This is a genomic window from Novosphingobium sp. 63-713, from assembly GCF_001898925.1.
Taxonomy (GTDB): Bacteria; Pseudomonadota; Alphaproteobacteria; order Sphingomonadales; family Sphingomonadaceae; genus Novosphingobium.
In genome coordinates this window covers 794,991-821,225 of the sequence record NZ_MKVS01000047.1, presented here as the reverse complement: position 1 = coordinate 821,225, position 26,235 = coordinate 794,991, and the positions used below count along the sequence as shown (strand labels likewise).

Below are 26,235 nucleotides of genomic sequence, written 5' to 3'. Positions count from 1 at the left end.
GAGCTTGGCGCCCCCACGCGCTAGGCAAGAATGCAAGACGTGTGCAGCGTCAGGGATGAGAATAAGGGGAGGAATATGAGGACTTTTGCCAAGCATGCCGCGCGTCTGTCGATGGGGATCTCGACGTCGGTGCTGGCTCTGGCCGTGGCCGCGCCCGCCATGGCGCAGCAGGCGCCCGCCCAAACCGGCGCCAAGGATACCGCCGAAATCATCGTGACCGCGCAGAAGCGCCCGGAAAAGCTTCAGGAAATTCCCGTGGCCGCCGCCGTGCTGTCGCAGGCCGCCGTGGCGCAGGCCCATGTGGTGGATCTGTCCGACATCAACCGCGTGGTGCCCTCGGTGGAATTGAAAGGCACGTTCAACGGGCGCGTTCCCTATGGTATCCGCGGCATTTCGACCAACGCCAATGAAGGCGCGATCGGTCTGACCTCGGGCGTGTCGATTCAGGTCGATGGCGTGCCGGTGCCCGCCGACAGCTTTGCCGTCAACACGATCACCGACGTGGCGCAATTGGAAGTGCTCAAAGGTCCGCAGGCGACGCTGGGCGGGCGCACGGCCTCGGCGGGCGTCATCAACTTCGTGACCGTCGCGCCGTCCACCACGCCGCAATATGCGGTCAACGCGCTGACCACCAATGATGGCGAATGGCATATTGACGGCCGCGCCGCCGGCCCGATCACCGACAAGGTCAGCTACAGCCTGACCGGCTATTATCAGCGCACGCCCTATCCGATCACCAACATCACCACGGGCGTCAAAAGCCGCGCGGAAAGCTATGGCACGCGCGCCAAGCTGAAGTTTGAGCTGAGCGACAATCTCGACCTGCAGGTGATGGGGCATTATGCGATGTCGAAGTCGAAGGGCGCGAATTTCATCGTACAATACTGGACGCCCGGCTCGTTCTTCTTTGCCCCGCCGGTGGGGCTGGACGCGGCTACGATGTATCCGGGCTATACCATCGGCTATGGCAACACCAAACTGTCCACCCATACCACGATGGTGTCGCGCTATGAGGACAAGGACACTTCGGCGGTACTCAACTGGCGCCTGGGCGATCTGACGCTGACCTCGACCACCGCCTACAGCCACGAGGGCCAGTATCAGACGCAGGACACCTTCCTTGGCAATGATCCGAACTGGGCGTTGAAATTTGAAACTTTCCTCAATGCGATCGGCCAACTCCCCTCTTCGATGGTGCTGCCCTACAGCAATCTCCAGTCGGCGCAGGGCTATGTCAGCCAGACCAGCCAGGAATTCAAACTGGCCACCGATGCCAAAAAACCGCTCTCGGCGCTGGTCGGGCTGTTCTATTCGGACATGACGGTCAACCAGTATGTGCTGCGCGCTTGGACGCTCAACCCGCTGGCCAAGAACAATATTTCGACCACCAAGAATTACTCGATCTATGGCCGCGCCACCGCCCATGTGAATGACAGGCTGACCTTTGTGGGCGGCCTGCGTTACAACTGGGACAAGATCGGCTGGAACGTCGCGCAATATTTCAACCCGGCGGCGGGCCAGTATGGCAGCGGCGGCTTTGGCCAGGGCGGCTATACGTGGAACCTCTCGGACAGCTCGGGCGCGCTGGTGGGCGATGCGGCGATCCAGTTCAAGCCGACCCGCGACATCATGACCTATGCCTCCTATACGCGCGGCTATAAGCCCAAGGCGTTCAACACGGTCCATGACTGGTCGATCGCGCCGGGCAACACCACGGCGGCTGGGCTGGCCGAAATCGCCACCTTTGCCAAGGCGGTGGCGCAGGAGCACATCGACAGCTTTGAAGTGGGCCTGAAATCGACGCTGCTCGACCGCCATCTGACCTTCAACCTGGCCGCGTTCTACACCAATTACAGCGGCTATCAGGCGCAGATCTTCGACACATCGAAACTGGTGGGCGTGCTGATCCTGGCCAATGCCGGGGCGCGGACGCAAGGCGTCGAGGCCGACCTGAATTACGTGAAGGGCAACACCCGGGCCAGCCTGTCGGCGGCGCTGATCGATGCCAAGTTCACCAATTTCAAGGGCGCGGTCTGCTGGCCCACCCAAACCACCGCGCAAGGGTGCGATGCCAGCGGCACGCAGGATCTGTCGGGCAAGCCGATGCCCGCCAGCCCCAAGCTGAAGGTCAATGCCCAGATCGTCCAGACGATCCCGTTTGAAAAGTTCAACCTGATCGCAGGCACCAACCTGTCCTATCGTTCGGGCACCTATCTCCAGGCCAACCAGAACCCGCAGACCTTCCAGAGCGCGTTCGGCCTGATGGACCTGAGCCTTGGTTTCCAGACCAAGGACGAAAAGGCCACGCTGACCTTCTTCGTCAACAATGTGACCGACAGGTTCTATCTGACCAATGCCGAGGACTTTTTTGCCGGGGCCACCACGGGCAATCTGGTGATCGGCCAGCCCGCGCGCGATTCCAGCCGCTACTTTGGCGCGCGCGTAGGGATCAATTTCTGATCCCCTACATGATCTGATACCCTTTTGCCGTGACAGCCCGCGCTGTCACGGCCCTTGTTTTGGAGCCTGCCTGATGCCAGTTATCGTCACCGGAGCCGGGGGTTTTGTCGGCCGCCAGATCGTGTCGCGCCTGTTGGCGCAGGGCCGCGAGGTGGTGGCCATGGATACGGTGGCGGGCGGCATTCCCTCCGGAGCGCGTGTGGTTGCGGGTGATCTGGGCGATGCCGATGTGCGCGCCGATGCGCTGTCGGGCGGAGTTTCCTCGGTGATCCATCTGGCAACGGTGCCCGGCGGCGCGGCCGAAGCCGATCCGGCCGCCTCGCGCCGGATCAACATTGACGCCATGTATGATCTCTTGCTGGAGGCCAGCGCCAAGGGCAACAAGCCCCGCTTTGTCTATGCCAGCTCAATTGCTGTCTATGGCGACCCGCTGCCCGCCTATGTCGATGATGCAACGCCGCTTAGCCCCAAGATGATCTATGGCGCGCATAAGGCGATGATGGAACATGCCGTCGCCATGTTCGCCAATCGCGGCATGATCGAGGGCGTGACCGTGCGCCTGCCCGGTATTCTGGCCCGCCCCAAGGGGCCGAGCGGCATGAAGAGCGCCTTTATGTCGAACCTGTTCCATGCCTTGAAGGCAGGCGAGGAGTTTACCTGCCCCGTCTCGGCGGGCGGCACGATCTGGGCGCAGTCGGTGGCGCGCTGTGCGGATAATTTCATCCATGCGCTTTCCCTCGACACCGCGCTTTTGCCGCCCACCTATGCCGTCACCCTGCCCGCCCAGCGCGTCACGATGGGTGATCTGGCCAGGGAAATTGCGGCGCAATGCGGCGTTTCGCCCGATCTGGTGCGCTATGAACCCGATGCCGCGCTCGAAGCGGCCTTTGCGGCGCAACCGCCGCTGACCACGGCGGCGGCGGAAAAGGCGGGCTTTGCGCATGATGGCGATCTTGCTACTCTGGTTTCCAGCGCGCTCAAGACGCTGGATTAAGGAGAGCGAAGATGCGGTTCCAGCGACTGGACCTCAACCTGCTGGTGGCGCTTGACGTGCTGCTCGCGGAAAAGAGCGTGAGCCTTGCGGCGGATCGGCTGTGCCTGTCGCAATCTGCCACGTCTTCGGCGCTGGGCCGTCTGCGCGATTATTTCGGCGATGAACTGCTGGTGGTCAAAGGCCGCTCGATGGTGCTGACCGCGCGGGCCGAGGAACTGATCGAGCCGGTGCGCGCGGTGCTGGACCAGATCCGCTCCACCATCGCCATCGCCCCCGAATTCGACCCGGCCACCTGTGATCGCCAGATCCGCTTCATGGCCTCGGATTATTCGACGCAGGTGCTGCTGGCGGGCGCGCTGGCGATGATTGAGGCCGAGGCGCCCCACATGCGCTTTGAAATCCAGCCGATGGGCGACAGCCCGATCGACACGCTGGAGCGAGGCCAGATCGACCTCCTGCTGACCATCGATTATGCGATCAGTTCGGACCATCCCAGTCAGGTGCTGTTCGAGGATGATTATGTGGTGGTGGGCGATGCCGCCAATCCGGCGATGGAGGGCGATATGACGCGCGAGAAATATTTCTCGCTGGGCCATGTCACCGCCCGTTTCGGCAAGAGCCGTACCCCCGCCTTCGACGACTGGTTCGTGCGCCGCCAAAAGACCCAGCGCCGGATCGAGGTGGTCGCCCCCACCTTCCTGTCGCAAACCTCGCTGGTGGTGGGAACAAAGCGGATCGCCACAATGCACCGCCGCCTTGCCTCGCAAATGGTCAAGGTATTGCCGCTGGTGCTGCGCGAGGTGCCGTTTGATATTCCCCCGATCCGCGAGGCGATCCAATGGCATATCACCAATAACAATGACCGCGCGCTGCGCTGGGTGGTCGAGCGTCTGGCGGCCATGGCGCAGGAGGAGCGGGGCGACATCACCAATGTCGTGCCGATTGCCGAGGCCAGGCGCGACGAGATCGCCGTGCAGTTTCAGCATAACCACCCCAATATGCGCGGGGCCTGAAGTCTAATCCTCTTCGCGCGCGTCAAAACCGGCGCGCGCGATACGGATCGCCTCGGATTGGGCATTGACCCAGTCGATCAGACGGCGCGCCTGAACCGATAATTCGCGGCCCAGCGGGGTCAGCCTATAGGACACGCGCGGCGGCACATGGTCGGTGGCGGTGCGCAGCACAAAGCCGTCGCGCTCCAGACTGCGCAGTTTGAGCGTCAGCACCCGCTGCGAAATTGCCTGTTCGGACGAGAGCCGCGCCAGCGCCCGCCGCAGGTCCGCATGGCGCCATTCTCCCATCGCCAGCACGATCAGCACCAGCGTGGACCAGCGATCCCCCAGCCGCGCCATCACCTCACGCACGGGGGCCTCGCGGTCATGGCCATAGCGCGCCATTTCGGCCGCCAGCGCCGCCATGCCGCGTTCCAGATCATCGGGTAATGCCACAATCCCCACCCTGTGCTGGGCACAAAAAAGTGCCTTCTTCCGCTTTGCGCGATGGGCAGTAACACCAGCATCCGACAGGATAAACAAGAGGGAGAAGGTGCCCATGGCTCATGATGCCATCAGGCTGGACGGCAAGATCGCCATCATCACCGGCGGCGCAGGCGGGATCGGCGCGGCCACCGCGCAATTGATGACCCTACGCGGGGCAAGGGTCGCCATTGCCGATATCGACATGCCGCGCGCGCAGGCCGTGGCGGCGGGCATTCCTGATGCCCTGCCGATCCATCTCGACCTGGAGGATGAGGCCAGCATCGAGGCGATGGTGGCCCGGACCGTCGCCCATTTCGGGCGGCTGGATATTCTGCACAACAATGCGGCCCTGCTCGGCCCCGATATTGCGCGAGCCGACGGCAATATCGAACATATGGCGACGGCCCTTTGGGACCGGACCTATCGCGTCAATGTGCGCGGGACGATGATTGCCTGCCGCACGGCGCTGCCGCATCTGCGCGAGAGCAAAGGCAATATCGTCAACACGGTCAGCAGTCTCGCGCTGCAGGGCCATATGATTCAGGCCGCCTATAGCTCGTCGAAGGCCGCGATCATCCAGATGACCCGCGCGATTGCCGCATCGCATGGCCGCGCGGGCGTGCGATGCAACGCGGTAGCGCCCGGCATGACCATGACCCCCGCGCTCAAGGAAGCCTTCCCTGCCGCCCTACGTCAGGTGGTGGAGGATGAAACCCTGCGCGACCAATTGGGCGACCCACAGGACATTGCCGAGGCGGTGGCCTTTTTGGCCAGCGACGCGGCGCGCAACATCACCGGCGCCTGCGTGGAATGCGATGGCGGCGGCACATCCCACGTCCCCGGCCTCGGCGGATTTCGCGCATTTTTCGAAGGACACGCATCATGAGCCAGTTTGACATCGTCGTGATGGGCGGCGGCCATAATGGCCTGACCGCGGCGGCCTATATGGCGAAGGCGGGCAAGAAGGTGCTGGTGCTGGAGCGCAAACCCCATTTCGGCGGCGGCGTTTCCACCCGCGAGCTGATCCGGCCCGGATATTGGCATGATGAGCATTCCAATGTGCATATCATGATTCAGGGCAACCCGATGCTGCGCGAGGACGAGCTGGGGCTGCTGTCGAAATTCGGGCTGGAATATATCTATCCCGACCTGCCCCATGCCTCTATCTGGGAGGATGGCACGGTGGTGCGCAGTTGGAAGGATCTGGACCGCACCTGCGAAGAAATCGCCGCCTTCAGCCCGCGCGACGCCGAAGCCTATCGCAAATTCGCCCGCGCCAGCATGGACGCGATCCCGATGTTCATGAGCGGGCTTTATGCGCCGCCCTTCCCCATGGGCGCCTTTGTGGCGATGATGGACCAGTCGGACGAGGGCCGCTTCCTGCTCGATGTAATGAGCCGCAGCGCGCTGGACGTGGTGGAGCAATATTTCGAGAGCGATCTGCTCAAGCTCCACATCTTGCGCATGGTGACCGAAAACCTGCAAATGCCCGATGAATTGGGCACGGGCATGGGCGCGTTCCTGATGCCGGGGATCATCCATACCTATGGCTGCTCGATGCCCAAGGGCGGGTCGGGGCAATTGTCCAAGGCCTTGGTGCGCGCCATCGAGCATTTCGGCGGCGAGGTGCGCTGCAATGCCGAGGTGTCGCGCGTGATTGTCTCGGGCGGCAAGGCGCTGGGGCTGGAGCTGACCACAGGCGAGACATTTATGGCCAGGGATGGCGTGATCGGCGCGATCCACCCGCATGTGCTGCGCAAATTCGTGGGCGAAACGCCGGAGCCGGTCTTGCAGCGCGCCGAGCGCGTCACGCAATCGACCTTCTCGATCAACCTGATGCATCTGACGCTGAAAGAGCGTTTGAAGCTGAAGGTCGGCAATGAAACCAACGCCATGATGACCGAGCTGATGGATTTCTACACCATCCGCGACATGCTGCTGGAATATGACAAGCTGCGCCGGGGTGAGGTTTCGCACCGCCTGATCGCGGGCGGCGACAACACGATCTTTGACCCCAGCCGCGCGCCGGAAGGGGCGGGCGTGTTCTATGGCGTCAATTTCGCGCCCTATAATCTCTATCCCGACGGGCCGGGTTCTTGGGACGCGCGCAAGGGAGAGTTCGCCGACCGGGCGCTCGAACAATATCGCAAGTTCTATTCGAACCTGAGCGATGACAACATCACCGGCCGTCTGATCCGCTCGCCCATCGACCATGAACGCGACAGCCCGGCCAGCTTTATCAAGGGCGACATCCATGGTTGCGCGCCCTTCATGTATCAATCGGTGGCCCATCGCCCCACGCCCGATCTGGGATCGTTCCGCGTGCCGGGCATCGATGACCTCTATCTGGTCGGCCCCTTCATGCATCCGGGCGGGGGGGTCTTCGGCGCCGGGCGCGCCACCGCGATCCAGATGATGGACGATATGGACATTGACTATGACAAGGTCTGCGCCAAGGACATTGGGGGGGCGATCTGATGGCCGAGAAGAAGATTGCGCCGATGAAGGTGCTCGACGCCAATAACAAAGAGCTGATGGCCGTGCGCAGGATCGAGCGCGACGGCAATGATCTGGTCATTCGCGGCAAGATCTTTGGCGCTATGCCGATGGTGGCGAAACTGACGCCGGAGCAGGCGCGGGCCGGATTGAAGCTGCTGGATGCCAAAACCATCTGGTTTTTGATTACCCTGCTGCTGCGCAAGTGAAACCTGCCTCAATTCGATTTCATCAATAGGTAAATCCCATTCAATCCATGAAATCGGATTGAGCCAGATCAAGAAGCCCAAGCCCCTCGCGCATCATCCTTGGCCCGACAAAGCAAAGGGAGATGCGCGAGATGGCGATCACAGGCATAAAGCGGCTGGTGTTTCTGGTGGAGGATCTGGCCACCACCAGCCGGTTTTTCACCGATTACGGGCTGCGGCCCATCGAACAGGACGCCACCAGCGCAAGGTTCGAAACCATGAACGGCGCGCAGGCCCGCCTGCTGCTGCGCGGGCATGGTGATCTGCCCAAGGGCGCCGCACAGACCGGCATCGGCGTCCACGAATGCATCTGGAGCGTGGACAGCGCCGAGGCCATGGCGCGCCTCTCCGCCGACCTGTCGCGCGATCATGAATTGCGCGTCGATGCCGAGGGCGTCACCCATTTCATCACGCCCTTTGGCCAGGCCATCGGATTGCAGGTCTGGCAACCCCGCGCCGTCCATGGCGCGCCTAGCCCCAGCAACACGCCCGGCACCGTGGGCCGCCTCAACCAGCCGCGCAAATGGCTGGCCCGCGCGGTGCCGAAACGCATTCACCACACGGTCTGGACCTTCCCCGATGTGCAGGAGGCGATGGAATACTACCGCGACCGCCTCGGTTTTCGCCTGACCGATGTGCAAAAGGGCTTTGGCGTCTATATGCGCGCCGATGGGGCCTATGAGCATCACAATATCTTTCTGGCCAATGCCCATGCGCGGATGCCCGGTTTCGACGGCACGCTGAAATTCCACCACGCCAATTTCGAATGCGAGGACATTGACGAAATCATGGTGGGCAAGAACCACCTCGACCGTCTGGGCTACAGCTTTGAAGGTGGCTGGGGTCTTGGCCGCCACCGGTTGACCAGCGCGGCGTTTCTGTATCTGGCGGTGCCCGAACTGGGCGGCGACATGGAATATGGCGCGGATTGCGACTGTGTGGATGACAGTTGGAAGGTGCGCGTGTGGGACGGCGCCTTTGGCACGCTGATCTATATGCACGACCTGCCCCATTGGTTGCAGGAAGAGCCGGTCTGGGACGTGGCCTATGCCCGCGAGGATCAGCTTCGTTACCTGCCCGCCGATCCGAAACCGGTTCCGGCCCAAGCTGCTGAATAAGGGAGAGAGATTATGACGATTTGCATCATCGGCGGCGGGGTGGCGGGCCTTGCTCTGGCCATCGGCCTGCATCAGCGCGGCGTAGCCTGCGAAGTGGTGGAGCGTGACAAGGACTGGAAGGTCTATCACGTGGGCATCATCGTGCAGGCCAATTTCGTGCGGGCCCTCAACGCGCTGGGCGTGGGCGATGCGGCGGTGAAGGCGGGCTATGCCTATCGCGGGGCGCGCTTTGTGGACGTTAACGGCAACACGATTGCCGAATTGCCCGGCGATACGGCGGTCGATGGCCTGCCCTCCGATCTGGGCCTGACCCGCCCCGCGCTGCACAAGGTCTTGACCGACAAGGTGAAGGAACTGGGCATTCCGGTGCGTCTGGGCGTCACTTTCACCACGATGGCGGATTATGGCGACCATGTGGAACTGGGCTTTTCCGATGGCACGTCCGGTTCGTATGATCTGGTCGTGGGCGCGGATGGCAACTACTCGGCGGTGCGCAAGGCGATCTTTCCCGAAGCCACCCCCAAATTCACCGGGCAAGGCGTGTGGCGCTACAACGTGCCGCGCCCCGAGGGCCTCGAATGGAGCGATATCTACATCGGAAACGGCCACAACGGCTTCAACGGCAAGGCCGGCTATTGCCCGCTGACGCCCGATGAAATGTATATTTTCGCCGTGATCGAGGAAAAGGGCAACCCGCGCTTTGCCCCCGAAACGCTTGCCCATGAAATGCGCGCCCGCCTTGCCGGTTATGGCGGCATTCTGGGCGAGGCGGCCAAGACGATCACCGATCCTGCGCTGGTGGTCTATCGCCCGCTGGAGGCCTGCATCATGCCCGATCCGTGGCACAAGGGCCGCGTGGTGCTGATTGGTGACGCCGCTCATTCGGCCACGCCCCATCTGGGCCAGGGCGCGGCCATGGCGGTCGAGGATGCGGTGGTTCTGGCCGAAGAACTGGGTCAGGGTGATATTCCGGCGGCCCTGCGCGCCTTTATGGAGCGGCGGTTTGAACGGGCCAAGCTGGTCGGCACATCCTCGATCCAGTTGGGCGAATGGGAAATGCACCCCGAAAGCGCTGGCGATCCGGTCGAAGTGACCGACCGCATCCGCAAGAAGCTGGCCGAGCCGGTTTAACGAAACCGATAGCACCGATCCGATGCAATGCGTTTCTCCCCAAGGTTGCGCCCCATCATAAGGGCGCAAACTTTGGGGAGATTTGTATGAGCATTCTGGGCGTTGAATCCGTCCTGTTCGGCGTCGATGATCTGGCGCAGAACGCCAAGTTCTGGAGTGATTTCGGCCTGCCGGTGGAAAGCATCACCGAAAATGAAGCCGTGTTCCGCCTTGCCTCGGGCAGCCGGGTGATCCTGTTGCCCCATGGCGACGCGCGCCTGCCCAGCCCCGATCCCTTCCCCGGCAATGGGGTCAAGGAAACGGTCTGGGGCGTCGATACGGCCGAAAACCTTGAAAAGATCGCTGCCAGTCTGGCAAGCGAAGTGGCGATTACGCGCGACGATGACGGCACCGTCCATTGCGTCTGCCCCGATGGCCAGCCTATCGCCATCCGCGTCTGGGCCAAGCGGGCGTTCCATTCCGCAGCCAGCCCGGTCAACACGCCCACCTCCTATCCGCGTTTCAACCAGCACCGCATCTGGCGCCAGCGGGCGATCCCCAAGACGATCAACCATGTGGTGTTCTTCTCGCCCGATTATGTGGGGTCGTTTGAATTTTACGAACGCCATCTGGGCTTTCGCTATATCGACCACAGCAAGGGCGTCGGCATTTTCTCGCGCGCGGGCGGCACGTTCGAGCATCACTCGATCTTCTGGGTCAATTGCGACCTGCCCTTTGCCCCCGACAATTTCAAATTCATGCATATCGCCTTTGGCATGGACGACATTGACGAAGTGATGCTAGGCGCGAACCTGATGGCCGAAAAGGGCTGGAAGAACGAGAGCATGAACTCGTCAGGCGGCATCTCGCGCCACCGGATTTCCTCCGCGATCTATTATTACTGCGACATCCCCGGCAAGGGCGGCGAAGCCGAATATCACGCCGACACCGACTATCTCGACGACAATTGGGTGCCGCGCGCTTGGGACTTCCGCTTTGGCTCTTTGTTGTGGGCCAATAATGCCCCGCCGATCTTCCGCGGGCCCGACATTCCGTGGGATATGCAGTTCGATGCCGATCGGCGCAGTTTTGAACCCTATCGCAAGGCGGCTCCGGGCAAGCATGCGGTTGAGGGAGCCTTGGCCGAGATTACCGAAGAGGATGAGCATGGGATTTAAGAAGTAAGGGGTTTAGATGCGAGGGACTCGTCCCTCGCGCTCCCATTACTGTCTGCGTTTGCGTTATGGGTTCGGCGTTTTGTGTCGGACGCGATGTTTGAATGATAAAGCCTGCGGCGCCTTTTACGCTACTTCGCCGCGCCGCAGGCTTTCCCATAGAAAAAGCGCCCCGCTTGCAAACGAGGCGCTTTCATTAACGGGATTGCAAAGGGCCCCCGCCCTTTGCCCGCCGGAGGCAAACCTTACTTCACCCCCGCCTCCCCAATCACCGTCTCCACATGCACCACCTTGGGCGGCTCAACGAAAAACGGCCCGGCCAACGCGCGCCACTTGGCAAAATTCTCGGTCGCACGGAAATCGACGGTATGGGCCTCCACCGACACCCAGCCGACGAGCAGGTGATAGACGCCCGGCTCCTCGACCACACGCTGCAGGGCAAAGCCGGTGCAGCCCGGATCGGCGCGGAAATGCGGCTCGGCCTGGGCCACGGCGGCTTCGAAATCGGCGGCGCGGGCCGGGTCGATGGTGATGCGGGCGATTTCGAAGGTCATCAGTTCGGCTCCTCGACAAATTCGATCAGATTGCCCGCGCAGTCGCGGATAAAGCATCCTTTGCCAAAGTTTTCGCGCACGACAAAGGCAATATCGACTTGCTTTTGCTCCATTTCGCTCAGAAACTTTTCCAGATCCTCGACCCGAAAGGCCACATGCTTGTTGCCATGGGTGCGCAGATCGGCGGGCGGATGACGGCGATCCTCGGGCAGAGGGGCGGCGCCCTCCACCTCGAAGATTTCGAAACGCAGCGGGCCTTTGCAGAGCATCGCGGTGTGGCTTTTGGCGGCCTCAATATAAAACCGCTTTTCCACCTCAAAGCCCAGCACGCGGCCGTACCAGTCAATCGCCTCCTGCAACGAGGGCACCGAAACGCCCCCGTGGTGGAAGGTAAATTCGGCCATCAAGCCATCTCCGCAAAGGTCTGCGCGCACCAATCCGCAATGTAATCACGCATCCCGGTGCCATTGTCGGCGCCGCAATGCTCGACCTCGAAATCCGCCTTGGTGAACATGCGCAAGGTCCGCTTGGGGCTGTTCACCGCCTGATCGTAGGACAGATGGGCGTTGAAGGCCGGGATCTGGCGGTCATTCTCGCCATGGGTGATGAGGAAAGGCACGCGGATCTTCTCCACTTGCCCATTGAGCGTGATCTGGTCGGCATAATCGAGGAACGCGTCGCGATCATCCATGCCGAACACCCACAGCACATGATCCCAGTAATGCGGCACGGGGTTTTCGCCCTCATTGGCCACACGCTGGCGCTGACGCTCGCCCCAGACGTGGTTGGCGCCCATCACCGCGCACAGGGCATAGCGCGGATCATTGGCGGCGATGCGCGGCGCGTGATAGCCGCCGAAGGACAGGCCGAAAATGCCGATCTTGTCGTGGATCACATCGCTGCGCGTCAGCAGATAGTCAAACGCAGGCGACCCCCAACGCTCGGCATCATAGACGGCGGCCAGATTGCGCTTGCGGATTGCCTCGCCGGTGCCGGGCTGGTCGAGGAACAGCGTGTTCATGCCGCGTTCGAGATTGGACAGGCCATGTCCAGCCATATTGACCTGTTCCTTCATGGAATCGAGGCCATTGACCGAAACCAGCGTGGGACGCGGCGTGCCCGATCCGTCATGGACAAAGATCGCGGTATAGCTGCTGCCCTCATAGGGGATCTCGACCTTGTCCACATGCAGCCCGCGCAATTGCGAACCCTTGTGGTACAGTTCCAGCCCGCGATCATAGGCCGCCCAGCGGGGCGCATAATCGCGGCTCTGCATCCGTTCGGCCGCCAGATAATAGCCCGAGGCGCGCAGATATTTGGTGCCCGCCGAGAGCGCATAGCCATTGGCCAGATCATCGTCGGCATTGTTCGCCACCTGATCGGCCACTGCAATCCAGCTGTCGAACAGCAGCGCAGACCCTGCATCGGCCCCGGCCTTGGACGCCTCGCGCACCGGGCGGCAGGCCTCGTCAATCTCGCCATGATTGCCGCCGCAGACCAGCGCCAGATTCGTGGCCAGATTCCACACGTAATTTCCGGGAAAGGGTTCAAACATCTGTATTTCCTTTAATCCGCAGTCCAACCGCCATCGACGATGAGGCTGGTTCCGGTGATGAGGGCCGAAGCGTCGCTGGCGAGGAAAAGCACCGGCCCCATGAGATCCTCGACCTGTCCCAAACGGCCCAGTTTGATCTTGGCCAGCACGCTGTCGAGGAAGGCCTGGTCCTCGAAGAAGGGCCGCGTCATCGGGGTTTCGATGAAGGTGGGCGCGATGGTGTTCGACCGGATGCCATGGGGCGCAAGGTCGAGGGCGAAGGCTTTGTTCATGCCCTCGATCGCCCATTTCGACGCGCAGTAGAGCGAGCGGCGCGGGCCGCCGACATGGCCCATCTGCGAACCCATATGGATCAGAGATCCCGCCATCCCATCGCGCAACATAGCCTTGACCGCGTGCTGGGCCACAAAGAAGGCCGACTTCACATTGAGGTCGAGAACGGCGTCATAGTCCTCGGGCGTCACCTCCCAAACCGCCTTGGGCCGGTTGGTCCCTGCATTGTTGACCAGCACATGAAACGCCGGACGCGCGGCGAAGAAGGCCTCCACCGCGCGCAGGTCGCTCACATCCAGCGCCGCCGCCTCGGCCAAACCGCCAGCCTCACGGATCGCGGCGGCGCCAGCCTCGATCTCATCGCGCGTCCGCGCGGCCAGCGTCACCTGCGCGCCCGCCTGCGCCAGCGCGGCGGCGGCGGCAAGGCCAATGCCCCGCCCCGCCCCTGTCACCAGCGCCCGCCGACCGTCCAGCCGGAAGCTGGGGGTCTGGGGCAGGCTCATGCTTTCGTCAGCTCGCTGGGCACGGCCTGACCGGCATAGGGCACATCGCGGCCACCGAAACGGCGCACGCGGATATTGGCCTGCTCGCCATGGCCCGCAAAGCCTTCAAGCGCGCACAACCGGCTGCAATATTCGCCGATCAGCGCCGAGGCATCATCGCTGGTCACGCGCTGATAGGTGCAGGTTTTGAGGAACTTGCCGACCCACAACCCGCCCGTGTAACGCGCCGATTTCTTCGTCGGCAGCGTGTGATTGGTGCCGATCACCTTATCGCCAAACGACACATTCGTGCGGTTGCCAAGGAAGAGCGCGCCGTAATTGGTCATGTTCTTCAGGAAGTAATCGGGGTCCCGCGTCATCACCTGCACATGCTCGCTGGCGATGTCATCGGCGATCCGCACCATCTCCTCATAGCTTTCGGCCACGATCACCTCGCCAAAGATCTCCCACGCCTTGCGGGCATGGTCGGCGGTGGGCAGGATTTCCAGCAGGCGCTCGATTTCCTTCATCGTCGCACGGGCAAAGGCTTCCGAATTGGTCAGCAACACGCCGGGGCTGTCCGGCCCATGCTCGACCTGACCCAGAATGTCGGTCGCAGCCATTTCGGGGTCGCAGCCGATCTCATCGGCGATGATCAGCGTTTCGGTCGGCCCGGCAAACAGGTCGATGCCCACGCGGCCGAACAATTGCCGCTTGGCCTCTGCCACGAAAGCATTGCCGGGACCGACGAGAATATCAACCGGATCAATCGTCTGCGTGCCGATGGCCATCGCGCCGATCGCCTGAATCCCGCCCAGCGCATAGATCGCATCGGCGCCCGCCAGAGCTTGGGCCGCCACAATCGCGCGTGCGGGCTTGCCCTGAAACGGCGGGGCGCAGGTGATGACCCGCGGCACGCCCGCCACCTTGGCGGTGATGACCGACATATGCGCGCTGGCCAGCAGCGGATATTTGCCGCCCGGCACATAGCAACCCGCATTCTGGATCGGCAGGTTCTTATGCCCCAGCACCACGCCGGGCATGGTTTCCACCTCAACGTCGGTCATGCTGGCGCGCTGGATCTGCGCGAAGTTCTTCACCTGCGCCTGCGCAAATTCGATATCCTTGCGCTCCTGCGGGCTCAGGCTGTCGACCGCCGCGTCGATCTCGGACTGGCTCAGCCGGTAATCTTCCCGGTCCCAGCCGTCGAACTTGATGCTCATCTCGCGCACCGCCGCATCGCCGCGCTTCTCAATATCGCCCAGCGCCGCCTCGACAATATCGCGAACCTTGCGATCCGCCTGCGCCTTCTCTTCCGCAGCCGCGCCGCGCTTCAGCCAGATGGCCATGCCAAAATCTCCCCATAAAAGGCTGTTTGGCTGTCATCTGACACGCGCCCCGCCACCCGACCATCGCATGTTATCGATGGTTTGCTATCGACCAAATGCCGTTGCCGCCTCGCGCCCGCACGCTAGATTCCACGCCAGATGATAAGTTACGGGAGACATATGCGATGCGTCTGGCCACGCTGAATAATGGCACAAGGGATGGGCGGCTGATCGTGGTTTCGCCCGATGGCGCCCATTACGCGCCCGCGCCCATCGCAACGATGCAGGCCGCGCTGGAGGACTGGGACAAGGCAAAACCCTTGCTGGCCGCAATCACGGATTTTCCCGAAAGCCTCGATATGGACCAACTGCTAGCCCCCCTGCCGCGCGCATGGCAATGGCTCGACGGCTCGGTCTATCCCAGCCATGGCGCGTTGATGGACAAGGTGCTGGGCATCGAGCCGGAAAAGCCCGATGCGCCGCTCATGTATCAGGGCGTGTCGGACACGTTCTATGCCCCGCGCGCCGAAGTGCCGATGGCCGATGAGGCGCTGGGCATCGATTTCGAGGGCGAATTCGGCATCATCACCACCGCCGTCCCGATGGGCACGCCCGCCGCCGAGGCCGGTGATCACATCGCGCTGGTGGTCCAGATCAATGACTGGTCGCTGCGCAAACTGGCCGGGCCGGAAATGAAGACCGGCTTTGGCTGGATTCAGGCCAAGCCCCCCTGCGGCATGGCCCCCTTTGCCGTCACGCCCGATGAATTGGGCGAAAACTGGCGCAATTTTCGCCCCGCCCTGCACCTCAACGTGCAATGGAACGGCGCGCAATTCGGCCATGCCTATGGCGAGCCGATGGCTTACGGTTTCGACGATCTGGTCGCCCATGGCGCGCGCACGCGCAATCTGGTGGCAGGCACGGTGATCGGCTCGGGCACCGTCTCGAACGAGAATTTCCGCGAGGTCGGCTCTTCCTGCATCGCCGAGCGGCGCGGGATCGAGATCGTCGATGAAGGCGCGCCCCGCACCGAATTCATGACCTATGGCGACAGCGTGCGCATGGAGGCGCAATTGCCCGACGGACGCGCGCCCTTTGGCGTGCTGGAGCAGAAGGTGGTGCGCGCGTGAGCATCAAGCTGGCCATCCTGCCCCGCACGCGCGCGGGTCTGAGCCGCGAAGGGTTGCAGGCCTATCTGGCCCATTCCCATGGCCCGCTGGTCATGGCCCATGGCGAGGTCAGCGGCATGTTTGCCGGCTATGTCCATCACTATGTTCAGGATGAGCCCTCGCCGCTGGGCGCAGCTTTGGCGGATCGCGATGCGCTGACCATCATCCGTTTCGCCTGTATCGAGGATATGGCCGCTTCCAAGGCCTCGCCCGCCTATGCGCAGATCGTCGGGCCGGACGAAGACAATTTCCGCGAGCTGGCCGGGTCGCTGGCCATGCTGCTGTCCGAAACCACCGTTTTGGCCGGGCCGGAGGATGTCGCGCGCAAGCTCTTCATTTTCCGCCACGGCGCCGATGCGCAGGATGCGCAAGGCTGGGCCGAAGCACTGGCCCCCATCCTTGCCGCGCAGGGCGTGGACGGACCGATTGCGGCATGGCGCATCAATACAGTTGCCCGTACATTGGAAGGCCCGGCTCCTGCGGAATTGTTTGACGAAGTTTCGCTGCGCGGCCCTATTCCGGCTGATCTGGCCAATGCCCTGACCGCTGCGGCGCAGGCCTATTTTGCCGATGCTCCGGCCTCTGTGCTGGTCACCCGCCCCAGGATTTTTGTTTCCAGCCAAAAGGATTGAAACCATGGAAATGTCCGATTCCGGCCTGCCGCCGATCCAGCGCGTGGTCACCGGCCACGATGAAAACGGCCGCGCCATCTTCAAATCCGAAGATGTGACCCCCACCAGGATGATCCCCAGCGGCGATGCCAGCTTCCTGACCATCTGGACCACCGAAACGGTCCCGGCTGACCTAAACGATGAGCGCGACGGGCGCGACCTGCCCACCGGCCTGACGCTGGAACGCGGCAGCGTGATCCGCATCACCGATATGCTGCCCGGCAAGGAAAGCCCGTTTCACCGCACCAACAGCGTCGATTACGGCATCGTGCTGAAGGGCGAGATCGAGCTGGAACTGGACGACGGGCGCAAAAAGACCATCCGCGAGGGCGGCATCATCGTCCAGCGCGGCACCAACCACCTGTGGCGCAACACCACCGATCAGGTCTGCCGCATCGCCTTCATCCTGATCGAGGCTCCCGCCTACAAGCATAACGGCGTGCCGCTGGACGAGGCCAAGCCCGAGCAGGTCGATCCCGCCTATGGGGAAATGGGCGAATGAAATATGCGCTGGGCGCGGTCGCTCTGCTGATCGCGGGTGCAGCGGTGGCTATGCCTTTCCACGAAATCCCGGCGGGGCCGCGCGCCCTTCCGGGGGATCGGCTGCCGCCCTTTGCGATGCTGACCGATGGGGGCGAACTGCCGCTTGATCCCCCGCCTCTGCCGCCCGGCACACATCTGCCCGCGCCCGGCGATCCGCCCGAAAGCACCGCCCCCGCGCCCAGCCTGAAACAGGCCACGCGCATGGCACAGGCCGCATTGGACGATTGCACACGGCGCGGTTTTCGCGTGGGCGTGGCGGTGGTGGACAGCGCGGGCGAGGCGCGCGCGATGCTGACCGCCGATGGCGCGGATGGCAGCCATGTGTTTGTGGCCATGCGCAAGGCGGCGGTCGCGCTGGCCTTCGGCTCGACCAGCGGCGAGGCCCATGAAGCGCTGCGCCATGATCCTGCTTTAAAAGCCAAAGTCACCCCGGCAATGTTCGTCGAAGGCGGCGCGGTGCCGATCCACGCGAATGGCCGGATCATCGGCGCGATTGCCGTGAGCGGCGCGGCGGGCATTCCGGTGGGCCATCAGGATGAAGTCTGCGCAGCGGCGGGGTTGAAGCTATGATGTTCGATCTGACCGGCAAGGTGGCGATTGTCACCGGCTCCACGCGCGGCATCGGCCACGCGATTGCGCAGGCGATGATGGACGCCGGGGCGCGCGTGGTGATCTCCAGCGAGGACGAGGCCGACACCGCCCGCGCGGCGGCGGAGATGGGGGCGCTTGGCATCGCGTGCGATGTTGCCGATGATGCGGCACTGGGCGCGCTGGTCGATGGCACGGTGGCGGCGCTGGGCGGGATCGATATTGTCGTGTGCAACGCCGGGATCACCGGGCGGCCCGGTCCTTTCTCCTCCGTCGACATGGCGGATTACGCCCGCGTGATGGCGATCAACCTGCGCTCTCAGGTCGTGCTGTGCAATCTGGCCTATCCGCATCTGCGCGCGCGGAGCGGCAATGCGGTGCTGATCGCCAGCCTGTCGGGTCTGCGCGGCAATGGGGCGATTAATGCCTATGCGCTGGCCAAGGCGGGCGTGGCGCAGCTTGCGCGCAATCTGGCGGTGGAATGGGGGCCGCATGGGGTGCGGGCCAATGCGATTTCGCCCGGTTTCATCGCCACCGAACTCTCCGCGCCGCTGTTGGCCAATGAGGCATTCATGACCCGCCGCATGGGCATGACCCCGCTGCGCCGCCCCGGCAAGCCCGAAGAAGTGGCGGGCGCGACGGTGTTCCTGTCGAGCGCGGCGGGCGGTTTTGTCACCGGCCACAATCTGGTGGTGGATGGCGGAACGCTGATTACGGACGGCAGCTAATCACCACGCAGTCGCGCCGGCATCCACCGCGATATTCGCGCCCGTCACATAGCGCGCCTCATCGCTGGCCAGCCATGTCGCGGCATGGGCAATGTCCTGCGGCTCGCCAAGGATCTTGACCATATTCTTGGCCAGCACTTTCTCGCGCAGGGCAGGTTCGCTCTCCATATGCGCGCGCGTGGCGGCGGTCAGGATGAAGCCCGGCGCGATCGTATTGGCGCGGATGCCATGGGGGGCACCCTCCATCGCCAGCTGGCGCGTCATGGCCAGCACCCCGCCCTTGCCCGCGCAATGCGCCAGCGCGGCCGATCCTTCCAGAGCATGAGCCGCATTGGCGCTGGCGAAATTGACGATGCTGGCCCGCCCGCTGGCCTTCAGCAGGCTCCATGCCGCGCGCGTGGGCAGAAACACGATGTCGAGTTCGCCCAGCAGCGTCCGCTTCCACTGGGCATAGGTCATCTCCTCGATCCAAGCGAAAGTGGCGAAAGCAGCGGCATTGAGCAGGATGTCCACCCGCCCATGCTCCGCGCCAATGGCGGCGAACAGATCGGCCACCGCGCTCTCATCGGTCAGATCGCAGTCGCGGTCCGCGCCCGCAATATCGACGCCGATGACCGTTGCCCCCTGCGCCCGGAAATGCTCGGCGCAGCCCGCGCCAATGCCATTGCCCGCACCGGTGACCACCGCCACCTTACCCGCCAAACGATCAGCCATGGAGCGCCACCTTCTGTGCTGCGTTCAACGCCTGCCCTTTGCGCAGCGATCCGACCAGAGCGCCCATCGCCCCCACCAGCGCCGCGCCCGACAGCAGGCTGAACGCCCCCATCAGCCCGCCAGCATGGCTGCTGCCCAAAGTCACCACCACCGGGCAAAGGAATTGCCCGATGGAAAAGGCCCCCGTCCACAGGCCCGCCGCGCGGGCGCGAATGTCGAAAGGCAGCCCGTCCATCGCCCAGACCAGCAAGGTCGGCAGCAGCACGCCCGCGCCCAATTGATTGATGAAACAGCCGATCAGGAAGGGCGTGGTTGTCCCGGCCCGGCCCATCAGCAGAAAGCCCACCGTGAGAAAGGCAAACTCGCCCAGCAGCAGATGCGCCACCCGCGCCCGCCCGATCCGCGAATAGATGAAGGTGCCGATCGGCACGCCCAGGCTAGCCACCGAGGTCAGGAAACCGATCCGGCCCGGATCGCTCACGCCCAGCAGGGCAATACCCCGCCCGGCCTGAATCTGGACCGTGTAGAACAGGACCGAGCCATAGATGGTGATGGCGATGATCCCGGCCATCCGGCTCCACGGGAACCCGCCCCAAGCGCCATGATGCGGAGCGTGATCGGCCTCCTCCTCGGCGTCGGCCTCGGACGGTTCCCAGGTGAAGATCAGCACCAGCGCCAGCATGACCAGTGCGCAGCCATAGACCCAGAACGGCGCGCGCCAGCCAAAGCGGCCCAATTGCCCGCCGATGTTGAAGAACAGCAGCGCCGACATCGAGGCGAAAGCCGTTTGCCCCGCCAGCCATTTGTCGCGCGCGGCGCCCTTAAAATAATCGCCGATCATCGTCGTGGTCAGCACCATGATCAGCGCCTCGGCCACGCCGACGCCGATGCGGCTGATGATGATCGCGGTCAGATCGGTGAGGAATACCGGCGCAATGCCCACCGCCGCATAGGCCACCAGAGCCCAGATCAGCAGGCGCCGCCGCCCGAACCAGTCGCCCAGCATCCCCGCCACCGGCGAGAACAGCGCCACGCAGAGCGCCGGCACCGTCAGGATCATCGGCACCCAATATTCATGGCCCGCAATCCCGGAAAACTCGTTCAGCAATCCCGGCAGGATCGGCGCCAGCAGCACGATGGCCATGGTGGAGAGCGTTATCGGGATCAGCAGCGATAGGCCTGTCATGAAACCCGGCTGATGGTGGCCTGTCACCTGCGTCTTCTCCCGATGCGCGGCCTCGGCTTTTGAGGCCTATTTTCTCTTGTCCCTTGATTAGGCGCTTTGGCGCGAGGCTGCTATTTCAATCCGCCGATGGGCAGCTATCCATGGCGTGAATAGGATCACACGTCCTTGCTGACCCCGGCGGCCGAGATGGCGGCGATCAGCAGCGGGCCGCAGAACAGCGCAAAGATCGCCACCAGCGGCCAATGCTGACCCAGCGCCCAGCCGCCCAGCAGCGGGCCGGTAAACGCCCCGATCCGGCCAATGCCAAAGGCCCAGCCGATGCCCGTGGCGCGCACCGCATCGGGATAGACCTGCGCGGCCAGCGGATAGAGCATGTTAAAGCCGCCCTGAAGCGTCACGCCCATCAGGAAAGCCGAGGCCAGCACGCCCCACAGCGGCATGGACACGCCGCCAAAGAACAGAAACACGCCCGCCGTTGCCGCCAGCAGGATGCTGCACAGGCGACGCACGTCATAATGGGTGCCCGCAATGCTCATCGCCACGGTTCCGGCAAAGGCACCGAAATTATAGATCGCGCTGGCGATGATCGCCTGCGTCTGGGGCAGGCCCGCCTCGATCGAGAGTTTGGTGATCCAGCTGGTGATGAAATAGAGCGCCATGAAGCCGCAGATCGTGGCCACCCACAGGCGGATCGAATTGGCGCGCCGCACGCCGCTGACCACTTCGCCGATGCTGGGCCGTTGCCCCGATGCGCCCGCGTCCAATCCGGCGGGCAGGATGGCAAGGATCACCGGCACCAGCAGCGCCGAAACCGCCGCCGTGCCCAGCAGGACGCAATGCCAGCCAAAGATCGGGAGCGCCCATGCGGTGATGAAGCCGGTAAACATCGCCCCGATGGGATAGCCCGCCTGAAGCACACCCACGGCGAAATTGCGATGCCTGCGCGGGGCCACGCGCGCGGCAATGGCCGAAATGCAGGCCAGCACCGTGCCGATCCCTGTGCCGATGAAAAAGCGCACAAAGGCCAGTTCCGGCACCGAACGGGTCAGGCTGGACACCGCCATGGCCAGCGCCATAAGCGCCATGGCCAGCGCCACCATCCGCCGCCGCCCAAAACGATCCGCCATGGGCGCAAGGCCAAGCCCCCCAGCGCCATGCCCGCAAGGCCGGCGCTGAAGACAATGGCGAATTGCCCGGACGAGACGCCCCATTCATTCTGCAGCGAGGGCGCAATAAAGGAGACGACCAGCAAATCCATCCCATCGGCCATGTTCAGCGCAAAACACAGCGCGACAATGCCCATAGCCTTGCGGGTCCAGCGGTCATCCGCCGTATCGAGCGCCGCATCAGACGCAGCGGAGACAAAGGCCATTGAGGGTCTATCCTTGGGAGGTCAGAATTGGACGGGATCGCGGTGGGCGGCCTGCGCGTTCAGGCGGATTGAGGCATTGGTCGCGCCATAGGCGTCATAGCCACGCCGCTCCACCACCTCGAAAAAGATGCGCTTGGCCACGGCCCGGCTGTAGAACTGGAAATATTCGCCCGCATCATCGCGGTCATAAAGGATGTTATGTTCGGCCAGCCGGGCCACCAACGCAGGCTCAAGGCCAAAGCGGGCCTCGAGATCCTCGTAATAATTGGGGCCGATGGCCAGGAAGGGCAGGCCCGCCGCCTTGGCCCGCGCGGCCACGGCAAAGATGTCGTCGCAGGCAAAGGCGATATGCTGGACCCCGGCGCCGAAGTAATTATGTAGAAAGCGCGTCGAGAGCGCATTGGCCGCCATCGAGCCGTTGAGCGTGAAGCGCACCGGTTTGGCCGCGTTCCGGCTTTCCACCGCCTGCGAATAGACGATGCCCATGGGGTCGGAGATTTCGAGCTGGGGCGTTTTGGCGAAATCGAACAGCGCGGTGTAATAGAGCAGCCAGCTCAGCATTTCCTCATATTGCATCGTCTGGGCGATATGATCGACGCGGGTCAGGCCGGTGGTGCCGGGCGCAGTGCTGCCCGGAAATTCCTGCGCCCACATATCCGCATCGGTGGCCGCATCGACCAGATAGAACAGCGAGCCCCCCACCCCGCGCACCGCCGGGATCTGCCATTCATCGGGGGCGACCGGTTGGCTGAAACGGGGAATGTCGAGCGCTTGGGCTCGCGCAATGGCGGCGGATTGATCGGGCACGGCAAGGCCGATGGCGCAGACCGAGCCGCCATGCACCATGTCGAAACTATGCGCGAGACCTTCAGGCTCGGAATTGATGACAAGGTTGATACCGCCCTGCTGCCAGCGCTCAACCTGTTTGGAACGGTGGTGGCCGGTGCGTTCGAAACCCAGCGCCTTGAAAATACCGGTGAACTCCTCGGCTTCGGCATGGCTGGCGGCAAATTCGATGAATTCGACGCCCATGGGGGCGATGGCGGCGGGCATTTCGGGCGTCCGCCCCAGCGCGCGCAAGGCGCCGTCATGCAGCACTTTCAACCCGCGCAGACCATCGCGCGCGACCTGGCTGGCCGATCCCGCACGGAACCGGTCATTGAAGATTTCAAGGCTCCAATAACCGTCATAGCCGATGCGCAGCAATTGTGCGGCAAATTCGTCCAGCGCAAAGTCGCCCTGGCCGGGCATACAGCGGAAATGGCGGCTCCAGTTGAGCGGGTCCATTTGCAGGCGCGGCGCATCGGCCCATTGCACGATGAACAGCTTGTCAGGCCGAATGTCGCCGATGCTGGCGCTGGGGATATTGCGCGAGAGCGAGTGGAAACTGTCGAGCGTCAGGCCGAGCGCGGGATGATCGACATCGCGCACAAGGCTCCATGCATCGCGGTGATCGTTGACATGCGTGCCCCATGCCAGCGCCTCATAGGCGATGCGCTTACCATGCTCGCCCGCGATTCCCGCGATGCGGGAAAGATCGGCAAGCAGCGTGTCGCGATCCCCCGCCGCATGGGGGGCGCAGTTCGAGCAGAGCAGGACCAGATCGGTGCCGAGATCCTCCATCACCGCGAATTTGCGGCGCATACGCTCCTCGGCCCGCGCGCGCTGGTCGACGGGCAGGCCCTCATAATCGCGGAAAGGCTGGAGCATCGCCACATCCAGCCCCAAATCGCGGCACATCGCCCCGATCTCAACCGCCGATTGCGGGGCGCTGAGCAGATCGTTCTCGAAAATCTCGACCGCCTGATAGCCCGCCGCCGCAATGGCATTCAGCTTCTCGGCCAGCGTGCCGCTGATGGAGATGGTCGCGATGGAGGAGCGAAACGGGGAGGTCATGCAGCCTGTTCTCCTGCAATATCCGCCAACAGACGCGCCAGCATACGCTCCCGGTCAGGAGCGATGCCGGTGATGTGGCGAAAGGCTTCGGCCGCCTGTCCTACCACCATGGACACACCATTGGCCACCCTTTGCCCCTGCGCACGGGCGGCGGCCAACAGCTCTGTTTCCAAGGGGAAATAGATGATGTCGGCCAGCCATTGATCGGCGCGCATCAGGGCCGGATCAAACGGCATGCCCGGCAATTTGGCCATGCCGACGGGCGTTGCATTGACCACGCCTGCACAAAGGGCAATCGCCGCGCCCACATCCCGGGCCACGGTAAAGCGGCAGGCCGGAACCGCCTGCGAAAGGCTGTCGGCCAGCCGCGCGGCCCGCGCCGCCTCGGGGTCGAACAGCACCACCTCGACCGCGCCCAGTTGAGCCAGCGCCAGAGCCGTCGCGCTGCCCGCGCCGCCGGTGCCGATCTGGGCGACGCGGGCTCCGGCAATCGAGCCGAAAGCGCGTTCGACCAGCCATGAGAACCCGATCCAGTCGGTGTTCTCGCCGCGCACCCGCCCATCGCGAAACACCAGTGTGTTGACCGCGCCCAGCACTTTGGCCTCATCGCTCAATTCATCGCAATGGGCGATCACCTGCTGCTTGAAGGGAAAGGTCACATTGCTGCCCGAATAGCCGACATCGCGCATCAGGCGCACCGCCCGCCCCAGTTCCTCATCGCCCCAATGCATCGCGTCGAAATCGAACAGGCGATAGGTCAGCGGCAAACCCAGCGCCCGCGCCTCGCCCTCATGGATCGCGGGTGAGCGGCTGGCGCCGATGCCCCGCCCGATCAGGCCGACAGCATGGGAGGAAACCGGAGAGGAAGCATGGGTCATGAAGCAATATCTCGGCAAAGAAAGGCCGGGAGGGCATGAGGCACCCTCCCGGCTGTCATTGTAGGGAATACCTACGCCATAGTCATGATTAGGCGGCGATCGCAACGTCCCTCCGGCAAGTTCATGCCATGGTTGCGCGGCCCATCGCCTAGGTGCGCAGCGCAACCAGACAAAGCAGTTGAAACAGCATCTGCGCCCCGGCCTGCGCAGTGATCGTGCCGGGGTCATATTCGGGCGCGACCTCGACCACATCGCCGCCGATGATGTCGATGCCCGCCAGCCCGCGCAGGATCGCAATTGCCTCACGCGTGGAAAGGCCGCCCACCTCGGGCGTGCCGGTGCCCGGCGCGAAGGCGGGGTCCAGCGCGTCCACGTCAAAGCTGACATAGGTCGGCCCGTCGCCCACCACCTCGCGCGCCTTGGCGATGACCCAGTCGATGCCGCGTTGCTGCACCTCCTCGGCATGGATCACGGTCATCCCGCTGGCATGCGAAAATTCCCAGAGATAGGTCGCCCCGCCGCGAATGCCGATCTGGACGCAGCGGCGCGGATCCAGCACGCCCGCCAGCACCGCCTCGCGAAAGGGTGCGCTATGGTGAAAGCGGGTGCCTTCGTAAATGCCGCCGGTGTCGCAATGGGCGTCGATCTGGACCATGCCCATCGGTCCGCTGCGCTCGGCCAGCCCCTTCATGATCGAGCCCGTGATCGAATGATCGCCCCCCACCGACAGCGGCACCGCCCGCGTGCGTGCGATCATGCGATAGGCCGCCTCGATATCGGCATGGCAAGCGGCCAGATCATAGCGGCTGTTCATCGGCACATCGCCCAGATCGGCCACGCGCAGCATGTTCATCGGCGCGATGCGCAAGGCATGTTCATAGGGCCCGATCCGGTCCACCGCCCGCAAGGCGCGCGGGCCATAGCGCGCGCCGGGCCGGTTGGTCACGCCCAGATCCATCGGCACCCCGATCAGCGCCACATCCAGCCCGCGCAGCAATTCGTAATTCAGCCCGCCCGCCATATAGGGCGCGCCCAACAGCGTCGAAGGATTGGCAAAGGGCCAATGGCGCTTGTCACCATCCTTGAAATTCAGCCCGGCCACTTCGCGGAAATGGGGGTCATGCATATCGGCGCCCCCGGCCCCCGCGTATAATCGGCGCAATTCATCCAGATCGAGCGGCATCATTGTTCACCCCTGCTTTTTATAATGCAGAGATGA

General features: G+C 63.5%; 27 protein-coding genes. 14 read left to right on the top strand and 13 right to left on the bottom strand.

All coding sequences use genetic code 11. The annotated features are described in order from the left end of the window. Window positions 1–75: 75 nt before the first annotated feature. The 3 genes from BGP00_RS22225 (at window position 76) to BGP00_RS22215 (ending at window position 4,467) form a co-directional block, all read left to right on the top strand. On the top strand, window positions 76–2,460 hold the full coding sequence (locus BGP00_RS22225; protein WP_292689117.1) for a TonB-dependent receptor: 2,385 nt from the start codon (window positions 76–78) through the stop codon (window positions 2,458–2,460). A 73-nt stretch (window positions 2,461–2,533) separates the two neighbouring features. Then, window positions 2,534–3,454, top strand: coding sequence for an NAD-dependent epimerase/dehydratase family protein (locus tag BGP00_RS22220; protein ID WP_292689115.1), 921 nt, complete (start codon window positions 2,534–2,536; stop codon window positions 3,452–3,454). 11 nt (window positions 3,455–3,465) lie between these two features. Further along, complete coding sequence (locus BGP00_RS22215; RefSeq protein WP_292689113.1) at window positions 3,466–4,467, top strand: LysR family transcriptional regulator; 1,002 nt, start codon at window positions 3,466–3,468, stop codon at window positions 4,465–4,467. A 3-nt stretch (window positions 4,468–4,470) separates the two neighbouring features. Here BGP00_RS22215 and BGP00_RS22210 read toward each other — a convergent pair whose 3' ends face one another. Then, window positions 4,471–4,902: a helix-turn-helix domain-containing protein gene (locus BGP00_RS22210; protein WP_292689111.1), complete on the bottom strand. Its 432-nt coding sequence runs from the start codon at window positions 4,900–4,902 to the stop codon at window positions 4,471–4,473. Window positions 4,903–5,005: 103 nt separating this feature from the next. Between BGP00_RS22210 and BGP00_RS22205 the strand changes: the two genes are divergently transcribed. The 6 genes from BGP00_RS22205 to BGP00_RS22180 all read left to right on the top strand — a co-directional run bounded on the left by BGP00_RS22205 (window position 5,006) and on the right by BGP00_RS22180 (window position 11,082). Beyond that, a complete protein-coding gene (locus tag BGP00_RS22205; protein ID WP_292689109.1) occupies window positions 5,006–5,818 on the top strand; it encodes an SDR family oxidoreductase in 813 nt (270 codons plus the stop codon). Beyond that, window positions 5,815–7,410, top strand: coding sequence for an NAD(P)/FAD-dependent oxidoreductase (locus BGP00_RS22200; RefSeq protein ID WP_292689107.1), 1,596 nt, complete (start codon window positions 5,815–5,817; stop codon window positions 7,408–7,410). The genes BGP00_RS22205 and BGP00_RS22200 overlap by 4 nt, the downstream gene beginning before the upstream one ends. Beyond that, on the top strand, window positions 7,410–7,637 hold the full coding sequence (locus BGP00_RS22195; protein ID WP_168604368.1) for a hypothetical protein: 228 nt from the start codon (window positions 7,410–7,412) through the stop codon (window positions 7,635–7,637). Before BGP00_RS22200 ends, BGP00_RS22195 begins: the two co-directional genes overlap by 1 nt. Window positions 7,638–7,768: 131 nt before the next feature. Further along, window positions 7,769–8,794, top strand: a complete 1,026-nt coding sequence (locus tag BGP00_RS22190; RefSeq protein ID WP_292689103.1) for a VOC family protein — start codon at window positions 7,769–7,771, stop codon at window positions 8,792–8,794. 12 nt (window positions 8,795–8,806) lie between these two features. After that, window positions 8,807–9,925 carry an FAD-dependent monooxygenase gene (locus BGP00_RS22185; RefSeq protein WP_292689101.1) on the top strand — a complete coding sequence of 373 codons (1,119 nt, stop codon included), beginning with the start codon at window positions 8,807–8,809 and terminating at the stop codon, window positions 9,923–9,925. Window positions 9,926–10,011: 86 nt separating this feature from the next. Continuing rightward, complete coding sequence (locus tag BGP00_RS22180; protein ID WP_292689099.1) at window positions 10,012–11,082, top strand: VOC family protein; 1,071 nt, start codon at window positions 10,012–10,014, stop codon at window positions 11,080–11,082. Between the two features lie 242 nt (window positions 11,083–11,324). Here the strand turns inward: BGP00_RS22180 and BGP00_RS22175 are convergent, their stop codons facing one another. From BGP00_RS22175 to hisD, 5 genes are read right to left on the bottom strand one after another with little or no spacing between them, the layout of a single operon-like run. Continuing rightward, on the bottom strand, window positions 11,325–11,633 hold the full coding sequence (locus BGP00_RS22175; RefSeq protein ID WP_168604364.1) for an antibiotic biosynthesis monooxygenase: 309 nt from the start codon (window positions 11,631–11,633) through the stop codon (window positions 11,325–11,327). Beyond that, window positions 11,633–12,037 carry a VOC family protein gene (locus BGP00_RS22170; RefSeq protein ID WP_292689096.1) on the bottom strand — a complete coding sequence of 135 codons (405 nt, stop codon included), beginning with the start codon at window positions 12,035–12,037 and terminating at the stop codon, window positions 11,633–11,635. Before BGP00_RS22170 ends, BGP00_RS22175 begins: the two co-directional genes overlap by 1 nt. After that, a complete protein-coding gene (locus BGP00_RS22165; RefSeq protein WP_292689094.1) occupies window positions 12,037–13,188 on the bottom strand; it encodes an alpha/beta hydrolase in 1,152 nt (383 codons plus the stop codon). The genes BGP00_RS22170 and BGP00_RS22165 overlap by 1 nt, the downstream gene beginning before the upstream one ends. Window positions 13,189–13,199: 11 nt before the next feature. Beyond that, window positions 13,200–13,964 (bottom strand): SDR family NAD(P)-dependent oxidoreductase, encoded by a 765-nt coding sequence (locus tag BGP00_RS22160; RefSeq protein ID WP_292689092.1) that lies wholly within the window; start codon window positions 13,962–13,964, stop codon window positions 13,200–13,202. Further along, complete coding sequence (hisD, locus tag BGP00_RS22155; protein WP_292689090.1) at window positions 13,961–15,292, bottom strand: histidinol dehydrogenase; 1,332 nt, start codon at window positions 15,290–15,292, stop codon at window positions 13,961–13,963. Before hisD ends, BGP00_RS22160 begins: the two co-directional genes overlap by 4 nt. Before the next feature lie 164 nt (window positions 15,293–15,456). On the opposite strand from hisD, the gene BGP00_RS22150 reads away from it, so the two are divergent. The 5 genes from BGP00_RS22150 to BGP00_RS22130 are packed head-to-tail and all read left to right on the top strand — an operon-like array spanning window position 15,457 to window position 18,970. Next, entirely contained in the window at window positions 15,457–16,401 is a 945-nt protein-coding gene (locus BGP00_RS22150) for a fumarylacetoacetate hydrolase family protein (RefSeq protein WP_292689088.1), read from the top strand. Next, the gene (locus BGP00_RS22145) at window positions 16,398–17,072 is read left to right on the top strand and encodes an EthD domain-containing protein (RefSeq protein WP_292689086.1); all 675 of its coding nucleotides are present in this window, start codon (window positions 16,398–16,400) and stop codon (window positions 17,070–17,072) included. Before BGP00_RS22150 ends, BGP00_RS22145 begins: the two co-directional genes overlap by 4 nt. Window positions 17,073–17,076: 4 nt before the next feature. Continuing rightward, the gene (locus BGP00_RS22140) at window positions 17,077–17,613 is read left to right on the top strand and encodes a cupin domain-containing protein (protein ID WP_210428544.1); all 537 of its coding nucleotides are present in this window, start codon (window positions 17,077–17,079) and stop codon (window positions 17,611–17,613) included. Further along, complete coding sequence (locus tag BGP00_RS22135; protein WP_168604357.1) at window positions 17,610–18,224, top strand: heme-binding protein; 615 nt, start codon at window positions 17,610–17,612, stop codon at window positions 18,222–18,224. Before BGP00_RS22140 ends, BGP00_RS22135 begins: the two co-directional genes overlap by 4 nt. After that, entirely contained in the window at window positions 18,221–18,970 is a 750-nt protein-coding gene (locus BGP00_RS22130; protein WP_292689082.1) for an SDR family oxidoreductase, read from the top strand. Before BGP00_RS22135 ends, BGP00_RS22130 begins: the two co-directional genes overlap by 4 nt. Here the strand turns inward: BGP00_RS22130 and BGP00_RS22125 are convergent, their stop codons facing one another. The 7 genes from BGP00_RS22125 to speB all read right to left on the bottom strand — a co-directional run bounded on the left by BGP00_RS22125 (window position 18,971) and on the right by speB (window position 26,202). Then, a complete protein-coding gene (locus BGP00_RS22125) occupies window positions 18,971–19,684 on the bottom strand; it encodes an SDR family NAD(P)-dependent oxidoreductase (RefSeq protein ID WP_292689080.1) in 714 nt (237 codons plus the stop codon). After that, window positions 19,677–20,897 (bottom strand): MFS transporter, encoded by a 1,221-nt coding sequence (locus tag BGP00_RS22120; RefSeq protein ID WP_292922000.1) that lies wholly within the window; start codon window positions 20,895–20,897, stop codon window positions 19,677–19,679. Before BGP00_RS22120 ends, BGP00_RS22125 begins: the two co-directional genes overlap by 8 nt. Before the next feature lie 128 nt (window positions 20,898–21,025). Next, the gene (locus BGP00_RS22115; protein ID WP_292689076.1) at window positions 21,026–21,997 is read right to left on the bottom strand and encodes an MFS transporter; all 972 of its coding nucleotides are present in this window, start codon (window positions 21,995–21,997) and stop codon (window positions 21,026–21,028) included. After that, a complete protein-coding gene (locus tag BGP00_RS22110) occupies window positions 21,916–22,242 on the bottom strand; it encodes a hypothetical protein (protein ID WP_292689074.1) in 327 nt (108 codons plus the stop codon). Before BGP00_RS22110 ends, BGP00_RS22115 begins: the two co-directional genes overlap by 82 nt. Before the next feature lie 21 nt (window positions 22,243–22,263). Continuing rightward, window positions 22,264–24,138, bottom strand: a complete 1,875-nt coding sequence (locus tag BGP00_RS22105) for a sugar phosphate isomerase/epimerase and 4-hydroxyphenylpyruvate domain-containing protein (protein ID WP_292689072.1) — start codon at window positions 24,136–24,138, stop codon at window positions 22,264–22,266. After that, window positions 24,135–25,016, bottom strand: coding sequence for a shikimate dehydrogenase (locus BGP00_RS22100; protein WP_292689071.1), 882 nt, complete (start codon window positions 25,014–25,016; stop codon window positions 24,135–24,137). Before BGP00_RS22100 ends, BGP00_RS22105 begins: the two co-directional genes overlap by 4 nt. Before the next feature lie 148 nt (window positions 25,017–25,164). Next, window positions 25,165–26,202 carry an agmatinase gene (gene speB, locus BGP00_RS22095; protein WP_292689069.1) on the bottom strand — a complete coding sequence of 346 codons (1,038 nt, stop codon included), beginning with the start codon at window positions 26,200–26,202 and terminating at the stop codon, window positions 25,165–25,167. Window positions 26,203–26,235: the final 33 nt, after the last annotated feature.